At 61.3% G+C, this 18,196-nt stretch carries 16 protein-coding genes; 11 read left to right on the top strand and 5 right to left on the bottom strand.

Features of this window, described 5'->3' with window-relative positions; all coding sequences use genetic code 11:
- Window positions 1–129: 129 nt before the first annotated feature.
- Entirely contained in the window at window positions 130–1,812 is a 1,683-nt protein-coding gene (locus FEM54_RS05795) for a ShlB/FhaC/HecB family hemolysin secretion/activation protein (protein WP_017134701.1), read from the top strand.
- Window positions 1,813–2,758: 946 nt separating this feature from the next.
- On the opposite strand, the gene FEM54_RS05785 is transcribed toward FEM54_RS05795, so the two are convergent.
- Together FEM54_RS05785 and FEM54_RS05780 are read right to left on the bottom strand one after the other, a co-directional pair.
- Window positions 2,759–3,166, bottom strand: a complete 408-nt coding sequence (locus FEM54_RS05785; RefSeq protein WP_017136715.1) for a response regulator — start codon at window positions 3,164–3,166, stop codon at window positions 2,759–2,761.
- Window positions 3,167–3,226: 60 nt separating this feature from the next.
- Window positions 3,227–3,421 carry a Flp family type IVb pilin gene (locus tag FEM54_RS05780; RefSeq protein WP_017136716.1) on the bottom strand — a complete coding sequence of 65 codons (195 nt, stop codon included), beginning with the start codon at window positions 3,419–3,421 and terminating at the stop codon, window positions 3,227–3,229.
- 331 nt (window positions 3,422–3,752) lie between these two features.
- Between FEM54_RS05780 and cpaB the strand changes: the two genes are divergently transcribed.
- Genes cpaB through FEM54_RS05740 form a run of 8 tightly spaced genes read left to right on the top strand, consistent with a single transcriptional unit; the run spans window position 3,753 to window position 11,165 of the window.
- Window positions 3,753–4,679: a Flp pilus assembly protein CpaB gene (cpaB, locus tag FEM54_RS05775; RefSeq protein WP_099488030.1), complete on the top strand. Its 927-nt coding sequence runs from the start codon at window positions 3,753–3,755 to the stop codon at window positions 4,677–4,679.
- Window positions 4,680–4,694: 15 nt separating this feature from the next.
- Window positions 4,695–5,915, top strand: a complete 1,221-nt coding sequence (locus FEM54_RS05770; RefSeq protein ID WP_138449929.1) for a type II and III secretion system protein family protein — start codon at window positions 4,695–4,697, stop codon at window positions 5,913–5,915.
- On the top strand, window positions 5,912–7,105 hold the full coding sequence (locus FEM54_RS05765) for a CpaE/TadZ family protein (RefSeq protein ID WP_138449927.1): 1,194 nt from the start codon (window positions 5,912–5,914) through the stop codon (window positions 7,103–7,105). Before FEM54_RS05770 ends, FEM54_RS05765 begins: the two co-directional genes overlap by 4 nt.
- The gene (locus FEM54_RS05760) at window positions 7,102–8,364 is read left to right on the top strand and encodes a TadA family conjugal transfer-associated ATPase (protein WP_017136720.1); all 1,263 of its coding nucleotides are present in this window, start codon (window positions 7,102–7,104) and stop codon (window positions 8,362–8,364) included. The genes FEM54_RS05765 and FEM54_RS05760 overlap by 4 nt, the downstream gene beginning before the upstream one ends.
- 19 nt (window positions 8,365–8,383) lie before the next feature.
- Window positions 8,384–9,265 carry a type II secretion system F family protein gene (locus FEM54_RS05755; protein ID WP_026013678.1) on the top strand — a complete coding sequence of 294 codons (882 nt, stop codon included), beginning with the start codon at window positions 8,384–8,386 and terminating at the stop codon, window positions 9,263–9,265.
- 1 nt (window position 9,266) lies between these two features.
- Complete coding sequence (locus tag FEM54_RS05750) at window positions 9,267–10,160, top strand: type II secretion system F family protein (RefSeq protein ID WP_017136722.1); 894 nt, start codon at window positions 9,267–9,269, stop codon at window positions 10,158–10,160.
- 10 nt (window positions 10,161–10,170) lie between these two features.
- Entirely contained in the window at window positions 10,171–10,893 is a 723-nt protein-coding gene (locus tag FEM54_RS05745) for a tetratricopeptide repeat protein (RefSeq protein ID WP_017136723.1), read from the top strand.
- Between the two features lie 2 nt (window positions 10,894–10,895).
- Window positions 10,896–11,165, top strand: a complete 270-nt coding sequence (locus FEM54_RS05740; protein WP_138449925.1) for a DUF3613 domain-containing protein — start codon at window positions 10,896–10,898, stop codon at window positions 11,163–11,165.
- Window positions 11,166–11,353: 188 nt separating this feature from the next.
- Here FEM54_RS05740 and FEM54_RS05735 read toward each other — a convergent pair whose 3' ends face one another.
- Entirely contained in the window at window positions 11,354–12,136 is a 783-nt protein-coding gene (locus FEM54_RS05735) for a response regulator transcription factor (RefSeq protein WP_017136725.1), read from the bottom strand.
- Window positions 12,137–12,262: 126 nt separating this feature from the next.
- The gene (locus FEM54_RS05730; RefSeq protein WP_138449923.1) at window positions 12,263–12,736 is read right to left on the bottom strand and encodes a prepilin peptidase; all 474 of its coding nucleotides are present in this window, start codon (window positions 12,734–12,736) and stop codon (window positions 12,263–12,265) included.
- 72 nt (window positions 12,737–12,808) lie between these two features.
- Between FEM54_RS05730 and FEM54_RS05725 the strand changes: the two genes are divergently transcribed.
- Both FEM54_RS05725 and FEM54_RS05720 read left to right on the top strand, forming a co-directional pair.
- A complete protein-coding gene (locus FEM54_RS05725) occupies window positions 12,809–13,249 on the top strand; it encodes a TadE/TadG family type IV pilus assembly protein (RefSeq protein ID WP_017136727.1) in 441 nt (146 codons plus the stop codon).
- On the top strand, window positions 13,246–15,975 hold the full coding sequence (locus FEM54_RS05720) for a PAS domain-containing sensor histidine kinase (protein WP_099548146.1): 2,730 nt from the start codon (window positions 13,246–13,248) through the stop codon (window positions 15,973–15,975). The genes FEM54_RS05725 and FEM54_RS05720 overlap by 4 nt, the downstream gene beginning before the upstream one ends.
- On the opposite strand, the gene FEM54_RS05715 is transcribed toward FEM54_RS05720, so the two are convergent.
- Window positions 15,972–17,948, bottom strand: a complete 1,977-nt coding sequence (locus FEM54_RS05715; RefSeq protein ID WP_138449921.1) for a pilus assembly protein TadG-related protein — start codon at window positions 17,946–17,948, stop codon at window positions 15,972–15,974. The two genes, FEM54_RS05720 and FEM54_RS05715, sit on opposite strands and share 4 nt — an antisense overlap.
- Window positions 17,949–18,196 lie beyond the last annotated feature (248 nt).

Below are 18,196 nucleotides of genomic sequence, written 5' to 3'. Positions count from 1 at the left end.
CGAGAGACCCTTATAAGTCTCTCGTCTTTTTTATGGGCCGGTCTTATCTAAAAAACCTGGCCCTCCCGAACCGCGTCCCAGAACCCGGCGGGCCCGAAACGCTGCTGCAGTTTGACCATGGAGTGTCCTATGCGCGTGTTGACGCCGTTGTTATTGCTCACCCTCAGTGCTTACGTTCAGGCCGAGACCCTTCCCAGCTTCCTCAACAGCAACGACACCATCCGCAACTTGCCGGTGCCCAACCTGCCCGCCGACGCTTATCGGCCGACCACACCCCAGACCCAGTTGCCGCAAGCGCCTGCCACCCAGAACCAGCCGTTGCTGATGGACACCAAAGTCACCATCCGCAAGCTGCAGATCGAGGGCGGTACGATCTACCCGCTGGACGAAACAGCCAAGGCCTATGCGCCCCTGATTGGCCGTGAGACCAACCTCGCGCAACTGATCGAAGCCACCCGCACGATCACGCGTCGCTACCAGCAGGACGGCTACCTGTTGTCCTACGCGTTCCTGCCGCAACAGAGCTTCGAAAACGGCCTGGTGCGCGTGGTATTAGTGGAGGGTTACATCAAGGATTACGAGCAAAGCGGCGACATCGGCTCAGTCTCGGCCTACGTCGACAAGCTGGCTAACAAACTGCTGGCCGAGCGACCGCTCACGCGCAAGACGTTCGAGCGCTATACCACGCTGATGGGGCGTATTCCCGGCGTGACCCTGCAGGCGCAAGTGCCGCCGCCGGGCACTACCGATGGCGCCACGCACATGAAGATCGAAGCCTCGCGCAAACCGTTTACCACCAGCATGAGCCTGGTCGATAACAACCGTAACGGCACCCAAGCGTTGCTCACCGCCACCAGCAATTCCCAGACGTCCATGGGCGAGCAGCTTTACGTCAGCGGCCTGTTCCCGCCGGGTGACGACAAAGAACATTACTACCGCGTGGGCTACAGCCAATTCATCAATGCCGAGGGCAGCCAGTTGATACTGGGCGCCGAGCGTTATCGCGCCGACCCCAAAAGCAATATCCAGCTGGACGGCGGCTTCGAGCTCAAGCCGCACCAGTCGATCGACCGCTACACCATTGGCCTCAGCCACCCGCTGATTGCCTCACCCAATGAGTCGCTGACCCTGGCCACACGCCTGTATGCGGTGGACCAGACCACGCGCTATCAACTCGTGGGCTACCCCAACCGTTTCGACATCGAAAGCGACCTGCGCGCCCTTGCGTTCGAGGGTGACTGGCGCAAGTCCGACACCCGCCAGTTGCGCATCCTCAGCGCCGGCCTGTACCAAGGCATCAACGGCCTGGGTGCCAGAGCCCACAGCGACCTGGGCACGGCTAAACCTGATCTGGACTTCTTCCGCCTGCGCCTTTCCGGTGTGCAGAGCGACAAGTTCTTCGACAACTGGCAAGGCGTGCTTTCGGGTGCGTTCTACTGGAGCGACGCCACCTTGCCCGACAGCGAGCGCGCCACCTTTGGCGGGCAGAACTTCGGCCGTGGCTACCCCGATGATCAAGCTTCGGGCGACAAGGGCTGGGGCGTGGCGTATGAGGTCAACTACAGCTTCAACCGCGCTGGCGACTGGGTGAAGATTCTGCAACCGTATGTGGTGCTTGACCGCGCCAAGACCTGGTTCAACGAACTGCCGGTCAAAGGCAACGACATGTCCTCGGCGGCCGTGGGCCTGCGCTTCGGCGACAACAAGTACTACAACATCGCCCTGGAAGCGGCCAAGCCGATGTCGGACATCGCCCTGGACAGCTTTAACCGGCGGCCGCGGTATACCTTGAGTTTCAGTTATCAGTTGTGAGGTTTGTGGGAGGCTGCGGGGCTGCGGAGTACATATCCGTTATTTGGGTGATGGCTGCTTATGGTTCCGCTCTTACAGCGGCTCACTTTTGGAAAGACCCAAAAGTAAGCAAAAGGTCTTCGCCCCAACACTCGGTGCCTCGCTTAGGCTCGGCATGCCCGCAATCCGACAGTGATTTGGGGGGCCGCCGCGATGGGCCATCCTTGGCCCAGCGCGGCTAAACCGGCATCCCTGCCGGTTTACCCCCCAAATCCCTGTCAGATTCCGGCCATCGTGTTTGACGGGGCGATTTCAGATCAAGATCACGATCAAAAGCGCAGATCAAAAGACCGCTGACTTCGCCAGCGAAAAGGATGTAAGAGCCGGAGCAACAGCAAATCCATACTCGGTCTAATGTGGGAGCTGGCTTGCCTGCGATGGCATCAACTCGGTGTGCCTGATGTACCGAGGTGTCTGCATCGCAGGCAAGCCAGCTCCCACAGAAAAGCAGCTCTTCAGTGTATGCAAATCCGCAGCCGACCTCATATTCAAAACTGCATGCGCTCCCACATTCAGACCGAGTTGTATCAAGTAGATAGGCTTTGGCTTTGCACTTGATCTGGCTTTTGCTTCAACCACTCAGGTCGGCTTTCAGGCCGCCGTGCTCTGCTTTTGATCTTGCTTTTGATCTGAGACGCCCCGTTAACCACGATGGCCGAACGCAGGCTTGAATCTGTGGGTAACCCGGCAGGACGCCGGGTTAGCCGCGCTTGGCCAAGGATGGCCCATCGCGGCGGCCCACGGATTCAAGCCGGAGTGAGGGCACACCGAGCCTAAGCGAGGTGCCGAGTGGTGGGGCGAAGACCTTTTGGTTACTTTTGGGGCGTTTGCCAAAAGTGACCCGCTGTAAGAGCGGAACCATAGGCCGCCGTTACCGCAGCAACGGATATGTACTCAACAACCCCCGCTACAACCGAGACTTGCGCAAAGGAAAAAGACTGTTAAGCGTATCAATCAAGCGCACCAGATAAATGGGCTTGCGAAACAAATCCAACACCTGCAACCGCAGCATGTCACTCACATCATCCATCTCCGCATGCCCAGACATCACAATCACCGGCAAATGCTGACGATCCGTGTGCTCACGCAAGCGCTTGATCAACGATATCCCACTCTCCTCTGGCATACGCAGGTCAGTGATAACCAGGGCAATGTCAGGATTCAGCGTCAGTTCCTGCAATGCGTAAGTCACAGAGCTGGCGGTAAAACAAACGAAGCCCTCGTTCTCCAGCGACTCCGCCAGTTCTACGAGGGCATCTTCTTCGTCGTCCACCAACAGGATTTGTTGACGGAAAGGTACAGCTGCAGCATTCATGGGCACTACCTGATGTCACCACTCAAAACCATCTGAAATCAACAGCAGGCCGTCCCAAACTCACAACGCGGTGATCGCCGCCTGAATTCTGGCAAAGAAGGCCGTAATCTGAGGCCCCAGCGTCGTCCCGGCTGCCAGTATCACCAATGCTACAATCGCCACGAGAATGAGGTACTCAATCGCGGTCGCGCCCTCTTTGCGATGAAAAAGTAGCTGAAGTTGAACATGGAGTTTAATCAACAGTTCGAGGATCATCGTACTACTCCTATGGGCGACCAGACGCCCTAGCTCGGTGCTGCACAGTAATTGCCATGTGCCACCTGAGCATTGTCAACAAACCCCACCCTCACAACTGTAAGAACTGATTAATCACAAAGTAGTGGTCGTTTTGCTGGCGCCTGAATCCCTTGTTTTCAAGGCTATCGAGGCGCGCCACGAAGAAATCTTTCTGTCAGTAATGGCATTTTGTCCTAGCTGAACTACCTTCAAATAGCGAAATAGTTAGTCACTGTTCATAGCAGCCGAGTTGCGGAATTAGCCTGTTGGGATCGACGGGTTTTGGTGCAACAGGAAAAGGAGAGCCGTCATGAACACGCGTCTCAGCATGGTACTTGCCGGTGTGCTCTTGGTCGGTGCGCTGTTTGCCGGTTATTGGGGGTTGGTGCTCAGCCGCGAACCTGCCCCGGCGCCGCCACCACCGCCTACCGCACCGGTAGAAAAAGCCGTCGCCGTGGTCGAGGACCAGACCCGCCAATCGGTGGTGGTGCTGGCCCACGATGTACCGCCCTTTATTGCCCTGACCGCCGCAGACCTGAGCATCGAAAAACTGCGCACAGCGCCAGCGGGCAGTATGACCAGTGTTGACCAGGCCATCGGCCGCACACCATGGCGCGCCTTGCAGGCCGGCACCTGGCTCAACGATGAGAGCTTCAGCCCCGGTGGCCCACTGGCCCGCATGATCCGCCCCAACGAACGCGCCCTCGCGGTTGCCGTCGATGAAGTGATTGGCGCTGCCGGCCAACTGAGCCCAGGCGACTATGTGGACGTGTTGCTGTACCTGCGCCAGGACGTCGCCAACGTCGAACAATCCGCTCAAGTGGTGATCCCTGCCATGCGCCTGCTCAGTGTCGGCGATCAAATGGGCCTGACCAACGACGGCGTTCCCGCTTCACCACCAGCAATGACCGCCGAAGAAAAAGCCCAACGCCATGCCCCCTCTCGCACCGTGGTGCTGGCCGTGCCCGAACAACTGCTGAGCCAACTGATGCTGGCGACCCAGGCCGGCACCTTGCGCCTGGCGGTGCGCAGCGCCGATGAACGCTTGCTGAGCCACTACTGGGCCGGTGAGAGCGATGCACCGGGCAAGCTGCAAAGCGCTAACCGCGACCTCTACCAATTCACCCAACTGGCCTTCGTCCAGGCGCCCAAAAAAGTCGCCCAGGGTGGCCCCGCGCGCCGCACCGGTGTTGAGGTGATACGCGGTAATCAAGCAACCCAACAAACACCCGACTGAACAAGGATGCTGTGCATGAACCGACGTTTCGCACCGGTGTTCACGCTGAAAATCGCCTGTGCCCTGATGCTGTCGAACTTGTCTGTGGGGCTCGTTGCAGCCGCAACGGGCAACTGCGGCAGCCTGGGCCAATTACCCGCAGCACTGTCGGTGGGCGAGGGCCTGCAACAGGAGCTGCAATCCCCTGTCGCCATCACACGCTTGGCCATTGGCGACCCGAAAATTGCCGACGTACACCTCAATGGCGATCGCGGTTTCCTGCTCACCGGCGTGGCCTCCGGCACCACCAGCCTGATGGTCTGGACCGCCTGTTCGAACACGCCGCGCCAGAGCATGGTGTTCGTCAAAGGCAAGGCTACCTCGGCATTGACCAGCCTGTCGCTGTCGCCGTCAGAAGACCCGACGCTGCCCAGCCAGGTACAGACCGATATCCGCTTCGTCGAAGTCAGCCGCTCCAAACTCAAGGAAGCCAGCACCAAGATCCTCGGCATCGGCAGCAACTTTTTCCTCGGCAGCCCCAAATTGCTCTCGCCTACCGTCGACACGTTCAAGCTGCCGGTGAGCACCACCAACTTTAATATCGGCTTTGGCGGCGGGCGGGTTTCTGCCCTGATCAATGCCCTGGAAAGCAGTGGTTTTGCCTACACCCTGGCGCGTCCAAGCCTGGTAGCCATGAGTGGGCAAAGTGCGACTTTCCTGGCCGGCGGCGAAGTACCGATCCCGGTGCCCAGCAGCGCCAGCAACAACATCTCGATCGAGTACAAAGAGTTCGGCATTCGCCTGACACTCACGCCAACGGTGATCGACCACAATCGCATCTCCCTCAAGGTGGCACCCGAAGTCAGCGAGCTGGACTACACCAATGCCGTGGTCATTCAAAACATCCAGGTGCCGGCCCTGACCATCCGCCGCACCGACACCAGCGTGTCACTGGCCGACGGCGAAAGTTTCGTGATCAGCGGCCTGATCAGCAGCACCAACACCACCAATATCAGCAAGTTTCCAGGCCTGGGCGATATCCCGATTCTCGGTGCGTTCTTTCGTGATTCCTCGGTCAACCGCCAGGACAAAGAGCTGCTGATGATCGTCACCCCGCACCTGGTGCAGCCGCTGGCCGCCAACGCCCAACTGCCGTCCTTGCCCGGCGAGAAGCTGCGCAACTACGACCCGAACTGGTACCGCCTGTACTTCCTGGAAAACGGCAATTTCGACCGACTCAATGGGTTGTCTCAATGAGCGATAGCCTGAGCCAGACGTTTCTGGCAATCACCCGCAACAGCACCGACCTGGAATGGCTGCAGGGCGCGCTGGCACCGCTTGGCCAAGTGGTCAGCGCCGGCAGCGGCACCCTCGACGAGCTGCTCGCGCTGGTGGACGTGACCTTCGCCAACCTGGTGTTTATCGGCCTCGACCGCGAACACGTGGTGGCCCAAAGCGCGCTGATCGAAGGCGCGCTGGAGGCCAAGCCGATGCTCGCCATCGTCGCCCTCGGCGATGGCATGGACAACCAGCTTGTACTCAATGCCATGCGCGCCGGCGCCCGCGATTTTGTCGCCTATGGCTCACGCTCCAGCGAAGTCGCCGGGCTGGTACGTCGCCTGAGCAAACGCCTGCCGCCGGTGACCACCAACACCCAACTGGGTGGCCTGACCGTGCTCTACGGCACCCAGAGCAATGCCGACGGCGCATTGCTGACCAGCCACTTGGCGCTGGTGGTGCAAAAGAGCGGCCAGCAAACCCTGTTGCTAGACCTGGGCCTGCCGCGCGGTGACAGCCTGGCGTTGCTGGGGCTGGAAAGCTCGTTCAATTTCGGCGATGCCTTGCGCCACCTCAGGCGCCTGGACAGCACCTTGATCAACAGCGCGTTTACCTGCGCCGAAGAGGGCCTGCGCATCCTCGCCTACGCCCCCAACGACGAGCCCCTGGCACAGACCAGCGCGGCCGAGCTGTACATGCTGCTCAGTGCCTTGCGCCAACACTTCCAGCACATCGTGGTGAACCTCGCCGGCCAGCCCGACAGCGAAGCGCTGCGCACCTTTGTCAGCCATTGCGACAAGCTGTTGTGGTGCACCGACCAGAGTGTGCTGGACTGCCGTCGCAACCTCGGCGTGCTGAACCAGTGGCGCGAAAAAGGCATGAAGCTGGAACACGCCAAGCTGCTGGTCGACCGCTACATCAAAGGTTGCGCGCCCGACGCCGAAGCCCTGGGCAAAAGCTATGGGCTGGAGGTGATCGCGGTGCTGCCGCTGAGCCCGGAGGTGCGCCTGAATGCCAAGAACCAAGGGCAAACCCTGTTCGCCCTGGCCCCACGCGAAACCCTGACCCACAACCTCAAAGCTTTGGGCGAGCGCCTGGCAAAGCGCTCCGAAGGCATGAAGCAACCCTCGCACACCTGGTTTGAACGCCTGCTGAGGGCTGGCAAATGAACGGTGAAAAACTCTTCGGCGCCCCCGCTCGCGGCCTCGGTGGCAACACTGACCACGACGGGCTCAAGCTGGTGCTGCATCGCTACATCATCGATGCCATCGAGGAGTCAGGCAAAAACTTGCTGGAGGGTTCACGCCCGCTGTTGGCGCAGTTTGTCATCGACAAAGTGGCCGAATACATCAACCGCATGCACCTGGCGATTTCCCGTTATGAGATGGAGCGCCTGGCCGAAGAGATCGTCGATGAACTGACCGGTTTCGGCCCGCTGGAAGTGCTGCTGCGCGACCCGTCAGTGACCGAAATCCTGGTCAACGGCCCGCACCGGGTGTTTATCGAACGTGACGGTTTGCTGCATCAAAGCGACCTGCGCTTTATCGATTCGCACCACGTTGAACGCGTGATGCAACGCATCCTCGCACCGCTGGGTCGGCGCCTGGATGAATCGTCGCCGATGGTCGACGCACGCCTGCCGGATGGCAGCCGGGTCAATGCAATCATCCCGCCGATTGCCCTGGATGGGCCGTGCCTGTCGATTCGTAAGTTTCGCAAGGACATGCTCAAAAGCAGCGACCTGGTGGCGATGCAGACCATCGACCAGAACATCTTTGACTTCTTCCAGGAAGCCGTGGGCAAGCGCTGCAATATCCTGATCAGCGGCGGTACCGGCACCGGTAAAACTACGCTGCTCAATATTCTCAGCCAACTGATCAACCCCCATGAACGCCTGGTCACCATCGAAGACGTGGCCGAGTTGCAATTGGGCCACCCCCACGTGGTGCGCCTGGAAACCCGCCCGCCGAATGCCGAGGGCCACGGCGAGGTCAAGGCCAGCGACCTGATTCGCAACGCCCTGCGGATGCGCCCCGACCGCATCATCCTTGGTGAGATCCGTGGCGTGGAAGTGCTTGATGTACTCACCGCCATGAACACCGGCCACGACGGTTCCATGAGTACCGTGCACGCCAACAACGCTGCCGATGCATTGCTGCGTCTGGAAACCCTGGTGGGTTTGACCGGCCGTGTGGTGGCGGAGAAAACCCTGCGGCAAATGATCTGCGCGGCGCTCGATGTGGTGATCCAGTTGACCCGTTTGCCGGACGGGCGTCGTTGCGTCAGCGAAGTGGTGGAGGTGGTGGGTATCCGCGAAGACGTGTACGTGACCAATACCCTGTTCCGCCATGACCGGCGCACTGGCTTCGGCTTCTTGCGCGAGGCGGTCAACCCTGCCGGCGATAAACTGCGCCGCGAACCGGCTTAGCCTTGAAAGGGACATGACCATGACCGGGGCCATCCTGCTACTTATCTGTTTGATCCTGATCGGCCTGTCGATCCGCTCCTTTCAGAACGGCCTGCGCCGTGCCCAGACCGAGCGGGTACTGAGCCGGCTCGCCGAGGGCCAGCCGCAGCTCACCGAAGAAGCCAACCAGTGGAGTGGCGTGGAACGGATGTTCCTGCGCGCAGGCCTGGGCAAACCCACGGACAGCCTGGGCCTGTGGCTGGCGATCTGGGCCCTGGGCGTGGCGTTGGGGCTGCTGGTGGCCGGCTGGCTCGGCCTGCTGGTGATGCTGGTGCTGCCGCCGGTGCTGCTGCGCCTGTACATCGCCTGGCGCTACCAGCGGCGCATCAAGCGCATGATCGAACAGCTGCCGCAATTGCTCGACCACACCGTGCGCAGCCTCAAGGCCGGGCGCACCCTGGCCGACTCGGTGCTGGGCGGTATCGAGATCACCGAAGACCCGCTGCAACAGGCCATGGGCCGTATCCAGCGCAATGTGCAGTTGGGCGTAAGCCTGCCGGAGTCGACCCACGACTTTGCCGAGTTCTACGAGCGTGATGAGTTTCGCCTGTTTGCGCTGGGCTTGAAGATCAACCATCGCTATGGCGGCAATGCCAGCGAACTGTTGGAAAACCTGATCAAGATGATCCGCGAGCGCGAGCAGGCCGCCCGCCAGTTGCGCGCCCTGACCGGCGAAACCCGCGTGACCGCCTACGTGCTCGGCGCCCTGCCCATCTCGATGATCGGCTACTTCCTGGTGGTGAACCCGGCATACCTGATGACCATGTGGAACGACGGCACCGGGCGCACGCTGTTGTTCGTGGCACTCGGCATGCAACTGCTGGGCTGCTTCACCTTGTGGCGCATGCTGCGGAGTGTATGAGATGGCTATCCCACTGCTGATCAGCGCCGTAATGCTCCTGGCCGCCCTGGCGCTGGTGCTGGCCAACCTGCTCAAACACCGGCGCGGCCAGCGCCTGGTCGCCCAGCGCTTGCAGGGCCAGATGGGCCGTGAACGCACGCTCAATACGTTGATGCGCCAATTGGGCAACAGCCCTATCGCGCAACGCTCGGTCAGTCTGGACAACGAAACCCAACTGCTGCTCAGCCGCGTCGGTTGGCGCCAGGCCAGCCAACGTTCCATGTTCGCCGCCCTTCAGGTCGGCACGCCGCTAGTGGCGCTAGGCGTGGTGCTGTTGGGCCAGGAGCTGCTGTTTCCCCACACGGCCTCGCCGTGGCTGGCGCCCGCAATCGGTATGGGCATCGGTTACCTGTTGCCCAAACGCATCCTGGCCTGGGCCGCCAAGGCGCGTCAGCAGCGCATTTCCCGTGAGGTCTCGACCTTCATTCCGCTGCTGCGCATCCTGTTCGAGTCCGGCATGGCGGTTGAACAAGCGCTGCGCGTGCTGAGCATTGAAGCGCAGCGCCTGCTGCCGGACCTGACTTATGAACTGCGCCTGATCCTGACGCGTGTCGACTCCGGCCTGGAGCTGAGCGAAGAACTGGGCAAGACCGCACGGATGCTGGCCGTGGATGAATTCACCGACACCTGCACCATCCTCCAGCAACTGGTGCAGCAAGGCGGCGGTGCGATGAAATCGCTGCTGGCGCTCAAGCAATTGCTCGACGACCGCCGCCTCACGCGCATTCAGGAATTCGTGTCGAAGATGTCGGCAAAGATGTCGGTGGTGATGATGGTGTTCCTGTTTCCCGCCCTGCTGATCGTGCTCGGGGGGCCGGCGTTCATCGGCATCTCCCGGGCCTTGAGTAACTTATGAGGACCGCCCGATGAAAGCCTTGATAGCCGGTTTGAGCCTGTTGCTTCTCGGGGGTTGTGCCACCAACGGCCAAACGCCGTGGGCGGCCCTGACAGCGGGCGGCAGTTGCCCCAAACCAGGGTCGGACCAGGAACTGGCGCTGAACCTGGCCGATGAAATGGCCGGCGACGGCAAGCTGCACGCCAGCCTGGCGAACCTGCAGAGCCTGCCGGCCAACCTGCCCCAGGTGCGCCTGCGCCAGGCCAAGGCGTATCGTCTGCTCGGGCGTAGCGAGGCACAGCCGCTTTATCAAAGCCTGATCGGCACCTGCATGGCGGCTGAAGGCGAACACGGCCTGGGCCAGTTGGCCTCAGCCAAGGGCGACAACGGCCAAGCCATGGCGCACTTGCAACGCGCGGCCCGGTTGGCGCCGACGGATGAAAAAATCCGCAATGACCTGGGCGTGGTGTACCTCAACCAACTGCGCCTGGAAGACGCACGCTTCGAGTTCATGACTGCCATGGAGCTCAAGCAGAGCGACCCGCTGGCGGCGATCAATCTGGTGACCCTGATGATCTATCAGGACAACTGGAAGCAGGCCGCGCAGGTGGCCAGCCAAATGAACCTGAGCCCTGAACAAGTTACCGACGCCCAGGCCCGCGCCGAGAAACTCAAAGGCGCCAGCGTTCCCGTCGCCAAGGTCAAAGACCAGGTGGCTACCATGAGTGATGCCGCAAGCACCCCGAGGAATTGATCATGAAAATGCTATATCTCACCAGCCTCGCCGTACTGGCACTGCCCCTCAGTGTCATGGCCATTGAGCCCGGCCCGTCATCGCCGCAGCAGGCGGTGACCGAAAGCTGGCTGACCTTGCAGTCCAGCGGGAAAGCGGCCTCAAGCACCCAGCAAAAAGCCTCAGCCGCCGAGCGTGACCTGGCGGCGCAACGCTTGCTGGAAAGCTACAAGCACCCGATTCCGGAGTACTTCGATCAGAAGGCGGGCGGGACAGCCCAGGGCGGTAACTGACAACAGGACGCGGAGCGTCCTGGGCGGCATTCCCACGCAGAGCGTGGGAACGATCATTCAGACACAATCGGGCTTTCTGTGGCGAGCAAGCTTGCTTGCGCTGGGGTGCGAAGCGCCCCCAAAAAAGCCGGAGACTGCTGCGCAGTCAACGGGAGCAAGCTCCCTCGCCACAGCAAGCCCGCTCCCACTCAGTGGGCGGTGACTCGCTGGCGCATCGCCGAGTTGTTAGGCGACAACGCCAGCGCCAACTGCGTGCGGTTATGCATGTGCGTCAGGCGCAGCACCTGGGACACATACAGCTTCACGGTGTTCTCGGTAATGCCCAGCTCACAGGCAATCTGATAATTGGTCTGCCCCTTGCCCACCAGCCGCGCAACATCCAGCTGACGTGGCGACAGTTGGTTGAAGATCGCCGGAATCTCCACCGGCCCGGCCTCCTCGGCCGACGCCTCGTCATTCTCATGCCCTGGCGGGCTGCGGCGTGCTTTGTCGAGGTCCTGGTACAGGTCGTTGATGGACTCGGAAAGAAATTGCAGCTTCTGGTTCAAGTGCCCCAGTTGCAGCTCTTTCTTGCGCTCCTCCAACGCCGCTTCCTGGCGCTGCAAGCCTTCGAGCAGCTCATCGAGGTTGATTGGCTTCTGGTAGTAATCCGCGATCCCCGCACGCAGCGCCTTGATCACATCCTGCTTGTCCGCACGGCCGGTCAACATGATCGCCTCAAAGGCGCGCTGCTTGCCCGCAACCTTCTGCAGGGCCTGGACCAACTCGATGCCGTCCATGTCCGGCATATGCAGATCGCACAGCACCAGGCCAATCTCGGCGTCTTCGGTAAAACGCTTCAAGGCCTGCTGGCTGGATTCACACGGGACGCAGCGGAAACCGCTGCTTTCAAGAAATTCACAGAGCTCTTCCACGATCAGCGGTTGATCGTCGACCACGAGCACTTTTACTGCAGAGGTAAGCTTGTTCACGCGCTACTCCATGCATTGCAAGCCAAAAGTTTGACTAATCCTTCACCACGAATATTCCCGTACATCTACGTATTAAACGTAGACGTACTTTCCGACTATGTACATAGCGTTAATACCCTCAGACGATTAATGGATCCAAAACCAGGTGGCGGCGAACCCCACCAGTAAAAACGGCGCAAACGGCAGTTTTCTTGACGGGTCCGGCGCCAGATAACCCAGATGCTTTTTAACCCCTTGACTCATAAGCGGCCAAAGCTTTGGCGCTGCCAATAGCCACAGCAAATTGGCGATCGCGGCCCCCACAAATGAACCCAGCAAATAGTCGGCATTGGAGGCCAGCGCCAAGGCCGCGAGCAGCTTTACATCCCCCGCTCCAAGGCGGCCCAGGGCGTAACCGGGCAAGGTCAGCAGCAGCGCCAGGAAAAACGCCCACAGCCCCTGCCCGACGGAGGCGCCGAGCCAGGTGTTGCCCGTCCACACGAGGTAGATCAACGCCAACAACGCCGCGCCCAGCGTCAGGCGATTGGCAAGCAAGCGCTGGCGAACGTCCTGCACGGCACACAGCCCCAACCACAACAGCACCACTGCACTATGGATCACGTAAAAAACATCCCTTTTCGCCGATTGATTCTATGCTGATATCAAGTAGTAGCCGTCAGGGTAGACGCGGTGATGAAAACAAGCCTCCCGGAAAAGCAAAAAGGCGCGGCAGCCATCGAGTTCATTGCCGTGTTTGTGATTTTTTTTGCCGTGTTCTACGGCACGGTCAGCTATAGCCTGCCGCTGCTGCTGTTGCAGTCGTTCAACCAGGCCACCGCCGAAGCCGTGCGCCAGAGCGTAGGGCTGGACCCGAATATGCAAGGCTACCCCGCCGCCGTACAGGCCACTGCCAAAACGGCGGTCGCCAACCGTTTGGGGTGGATTCCCAACGCCTACAAATTCGACGCTTCCACCCAAGTCACCACCACCTTCACCAGCGGGCTGTTGTCGGTGCAGATCAACTACCCGTCGGCCAACCTCCAGGCGGTGCTGCCCTTTATTGTCCTGCCGGGCATCGGCACCGTGCCGCAGTTACCGGCAACTCTGCAGGCCCAGTCGAGCCTGCAGTTTTGACTTCGGGGGACAGACTTTTCGGGCGCTTGCTCGGTCGCAATGGCGCGCTGGAAATCGACACGCCCGCGCCGCCGTCTGCCGGGTTGCATGTGCAACTGGATAGCCAAGGCCGCGTGCTCGACCTCAGCGGCACGTTGCGCCCACAGTTGCCGCCACTGGTTAACTCGCCGCGTTTGCAAGAACTGCTGAGTGCCCATAGCGCCGTAACGGTTGAAGGCGTGCCCGCCGACTGGCAGCGCCACAGCCTCGACCTGGATTTTCACGGGATCGCCGGGCAAACCCTGCACACCCGCGGCACGCTTGAACCCCACGACAATGGCTGGCTGCTGCATGCCGTAGACATTGGTGATTTGCTCGGCGGCCGGCAATTGGCCGAGCAGCGCGAACAGAACCACCAATTGAGCAGCCGCGTCAGTGAACAACTGCGCGTGTGCAGCCTCAGCCGCCTGCCCGAGGTGTTCAACGAACAGTTAAGCAGCGTGGCGCAGCGCTGGCGTATCCCCTGCGTGGCCCTGGCGCTGCTCGATCAGGAAGACCAGGGTTGGAGGGTCTACAGCCAGTACGCCAACCATGATGCACCGTTGTTCTGGCACACTGGGCAACGCCTCGGGACCTGCCTGGACAGCCTCAACGGCACCACGCCGCTGAGCCTGAAAGCGCCTTATGGGCGCGGCGAGCACCCGCGTTTGCACAGTATTTTCGGCAATGCCGATGGGTTCCTTGTGCCCTATCGCGATGGCCAAGGCATCGCCGCATGGCTGCTGTGCGGCGCGTACAGTGGCCAACTGCACAGCAACGACCGCGACTGGCTGAACCTCGCCGCCGCCCTCGCCGCCCCACTGCTCAGCCGCCTGCGCGAACACCGTCACCATCAACAACTCGAGCGCCAGGAAGCGTTGCAAGGCCTGCTGGGCACGGGCTGGTTTGAGTTATTGCCCGCCAGCGGCGAAATCCAGCTCGCCCCCCAATTGATGCGCAACCTCGACCCGGAAGACGGCCCGACCCGGCAACCCCTCGAAGCGTGGCTGAACCACATTCACCCCGCCGACCGCCAGGAACTGCACAGCCGTCTACGCGACCTGCAAACCCTCGGCAAACCCTTGCTCGCCAGCGCGCGCCTCAACCGTGGCGACAGCGTCGCGCCGACCTGGTATCGCGTGCAGGGCCAGGTGCTGGGCGCCGGTGAACAGCGGCGCTGGGTCGGTTTTATGCTCGACATCAGCGACATCCAGAACCAGCAGCTGCAAGCCGATGCCGCCCGCGCCCGCCTGGATAACCTGATTGCCAGCTCACCGGCGGTGATCTATGTGCAGCGCTATGTGAATGGCGCGCTGCAGCCGGTGTTTTTCAGTCACAGTCTGCTGCCCTTGCTCGGTCGCACCCTGGCCGAATGCACCCATGACAGCCTGGTGCAATGGGTACACCCGGACGACCGCGACCTGTACTTCCAGCGCACCCGCCAATTGCTGCGTGAAGGCAGCGTGCGCAGCCGTTACCGCGTGCAAGACACACACGGGGATTACCACTGGCTGCTCGACGAAGCCAAGCTGCTGCGCGACGACTTGGGCGTGCCGGTAGAAGCGGTCGGCCTGTGGCTGGATGTGACCGAGGCAACCTTGGCCGCCCAGCAGGTCAAGGACAGTGAGGAGCGCTATCGCATCCTTGTGGAAGACTCCCCGGCAATGATCTGCCGCTACCGCCCGGACCTGACCCTGACCTTCGGCAACACGCCGCTGGCCAATTACCTGGAGTGCCTACCTGCGCAGTTGCGCGGGGTCAACCTGGGTGAATGGCTGTCGACCGAACAGCGCGAAGCGTTTGTGCAGCGCATACAGCAGTTGACGCCGGAGTTCCCGGTGAGCACAGCCGAAATCAGCCTGCAATTGCCCGGCCGCGAACATGCCTGGTGGGTGTGGTCGGACCGAGGCGTCTTTGATGAGCACGGCACCCTTGTGGAAGTGCAGGCCGTGGGCCGCGATAACACCGAAGTGCGGCGCTCCCAGCAGCAACTGACGCAAAGCGCGAAAATGGCCACCCTCGGTGAAATGGCCACGGGCCTGGCCCATGAGATCAACCAGCCGCTGAACGTGATGCGCATGGCCATCGTCAATGTGCTCAAGCGCCTGAGCAATGGCGACGTACAGATCGACTACCTGACCGAAAAACTCCAGCGCATCGACGCCCAGGTGCAGCGTGCGGCGCGGGTGGTCGACCATATGCGTGTGTTCGGCCGCCGCTCAGAGGTCGAGCAGCAACCTTTCGACCCGGCGCAGGCGTTGGAGGGCACCTTGTCGTTGCTCAGTGAAGGCCTGCGTGGCAAAGGCGTTGAAGTGCGCCTGACCCAGGCGGATATCCCGGTGCAGGTCAAAGGCTACGTCGACCAGCTTGAGCAAGTGCTGATCAACCTGATGGTCAACGCCCGCGATGCGCTGTTGAGCCAGCGCGAAAAAAACCCCGAGCTGCGCCCGTGGATTGCCCTGCACACCGAACACGACAGCCGCCACGTGCGCATCTGGGTCGAAGACAACGGCGGCGGCATCGACCCGCGCTTGCTGGAGCGCATCTTCGAGCCGTTTTTTACCACCAAGCCGATTGGCGTGGGCACCGGGTTGGGCTTGTCGGTGAGTTACGGCATCGTCGAGAACATGGGCGGGCGCCTGAGCGTCAGCAACGGCGAACACGGCGCACGGTTCTGCGTGGAACTGCCCAGGGCCATCGACGTTTAAATCACCAGGTAAGCCTCGCCGGTCTGGCCACAGGTGAGGTTGGCGCCGACGTTCACATTCACCAGGCTGATGCCGAGCATACTCAGCAGGTTGTTGAGGATCGGGTTGAGCAGCGGGCCGAGCAAGCCATCCACCACCGGCGTGACAATCGCGCTGACGCCACTGAGCAGCGCTGTGACCGTAGGCGCCAGAATGCCCAACGGGCTTCCTCCGGACGGTTGGTAAGCCGTGATGCCCACGCCATTGAGCGTGGTTGAAAGGCTGCTCACCACATTGGTGGCGGGTGTCGCAGCCTGATAGGTCGGCGCAAGGCCCACGTTCGGCGGCGTGGCAAACGGCGTGGTACTGGAGAACACCAGGGTTTGATTGCTCTGCGCAATCGGACTGACCACCTTGATCGCGATGCCACCACCGGCAAACGGCACGCGCGGGTCACAGCTGCCGATGCCGAGTATCTTGTGGCAGGTCTTGGTGCCAATATCAATCAGGGGTAACGGCGCTACCGTCATCGGCAAGGTGGTGGAAAACGCATTGGTAATACTGCCCACATTCAACGACGCCAGCGAGGTGGTGGTGTACGCCGTCAGGCTCTTGGTGCCCGCGTTGCCGGTGGGGCAGCTGTAGGCGGTGACGTAACTGCTCGCGGCCCCGGCATCCAGTACGATGTTAATCGGCAGGTTGCCGGGTAGCACCAGCAAATCCGCCTGCTGGCAACCGGCGCCCAGCAAGCACAAGGCCGAGTTGATCGTGCTCACCAGGTTCAGGTTCAGCAGGCTGCCGAGCACCGGCGTCAGTGGCCCCAACAAGTCGTTTACCGCCGTGTTCAGCCCCGACAACGCACTTAATACCGGCAAGCTCACGGTCACTTCAGTGCGCACCTGGGCGGTACGTACGTAAATTTTATTTGGCCCTGTAGGGTTGGCCGCCGCCAGCACCGGGTTGCCGATCGCTGACAACTGTGGCGGTTCGATCACTTTGACCTGAGTGGTGATATTGGCCAACCCCAGCACACTCACGGGCAAGGTCGCCGCCGCCGCGCTTTTGCTGTTGGACAGTTGCACCACGCCCTGGATCAGTTGGAACACCTGCAAGTTGGCATTCAGCGCCGCAGCGGTGGTGCCGGTCTGCAATTGCAGAATCTGCCCGACGGTCAACGGTGCCTGGTTGATCGCGGCGACTTGCAAGCTGCCCAGGGCGGTGATCACGTCCGCCGTTGCGCCGTTGGCGGTCAGTACGGTGACCGCGGCCTGGATCAACTGCGCGGCGGTGACGTTGGTGTTGAGCAACTGGGTGTAGTTACCGGCGGCCACGTTGAGGTTGACCGCCAGTTGGTTGAGGTAACTGAGCAGGTTGATATTGGTATTGAGCAAACCATTCCACCCGGCGACCGTCAGGTTGACGTTACCGCCGAGCAAGCCACTGAACAGCGGGTTCAACAGGCTCGCACTTGCGGTGTTGACGCTGGCCAGGGTGCTGTTGATGGTCAGTTGGGCCGAAGGTGGCGTGGGCACCGCCGCTACGGCGGTCGCGGTCAATACGGTATTGATGCTCACCGGATTGCCGGAGAACAACGCCCAAACCCCGGCGGCCACGCTGGTGGTCACGGTTTTGCTCACCACCACTTGAATCGCCGATGACACTGCAGGGTTGGCACTGAACATGCGCCGGCCCGACGCGCCGGTGGTCACGGTGCCGCATTGGGTCACCAGGGTATTGCCGCTGCCCACCACAAAATGATTGCGCGCCACACTCTGCCCGGCAAACGCCGCCGCGCTCAACCCGCTCAGGCACGTGCCGCTGCGGCTCACCGCTTCCAGCGCCGCCGTGTCTGCCACGCCTTGCAGCTTACGCTTCTCCAGGTACAGGCGGCCGCTGTCGATCATCAGCAATGTAAAGGCCAGCGCCACCGCCAACACGCCGGCGGCCATCAGGCCGATTGCGCCACCTTGCCTGGAACCAAGTCGGGGAGACATCGAGCACTCCTGTGCCGGCGAGTTGCCGAGCGCTTACTCTCCTGGGATGCAATTGAGTGTAGACAAGGGCTGGAGGTGGTGAAGATCAAAAATGTGGGGCTTGCCCGCGATGGCCATCGATATCTGTACAACCGGTTATTGGCAAGTGGGCTGTTGTGGCGTGCAGGCTTGTCCTGCGTTGGGTCGCGAAGCGGCCCCAGTATAGGCACTGCAGTTTTCCTGAAAGAACTCAGCGTCCGGGTTTGGGG

The organism is Pseudomonas edaphica (assembly GCF_005863185.1).
Taxonomy (GTDB): Bacteria; Pseudomonadota; Gammaproteobacteria; order Pseudomonadales; family Pseudomonadaceae; genus Aquipseudomonas; species Aquipseudomonas edaphica.
Note: the sequence above shows the minus strand (reverse complement) of the source record. Positions and strands in the feature narration are given on the sequence as shown.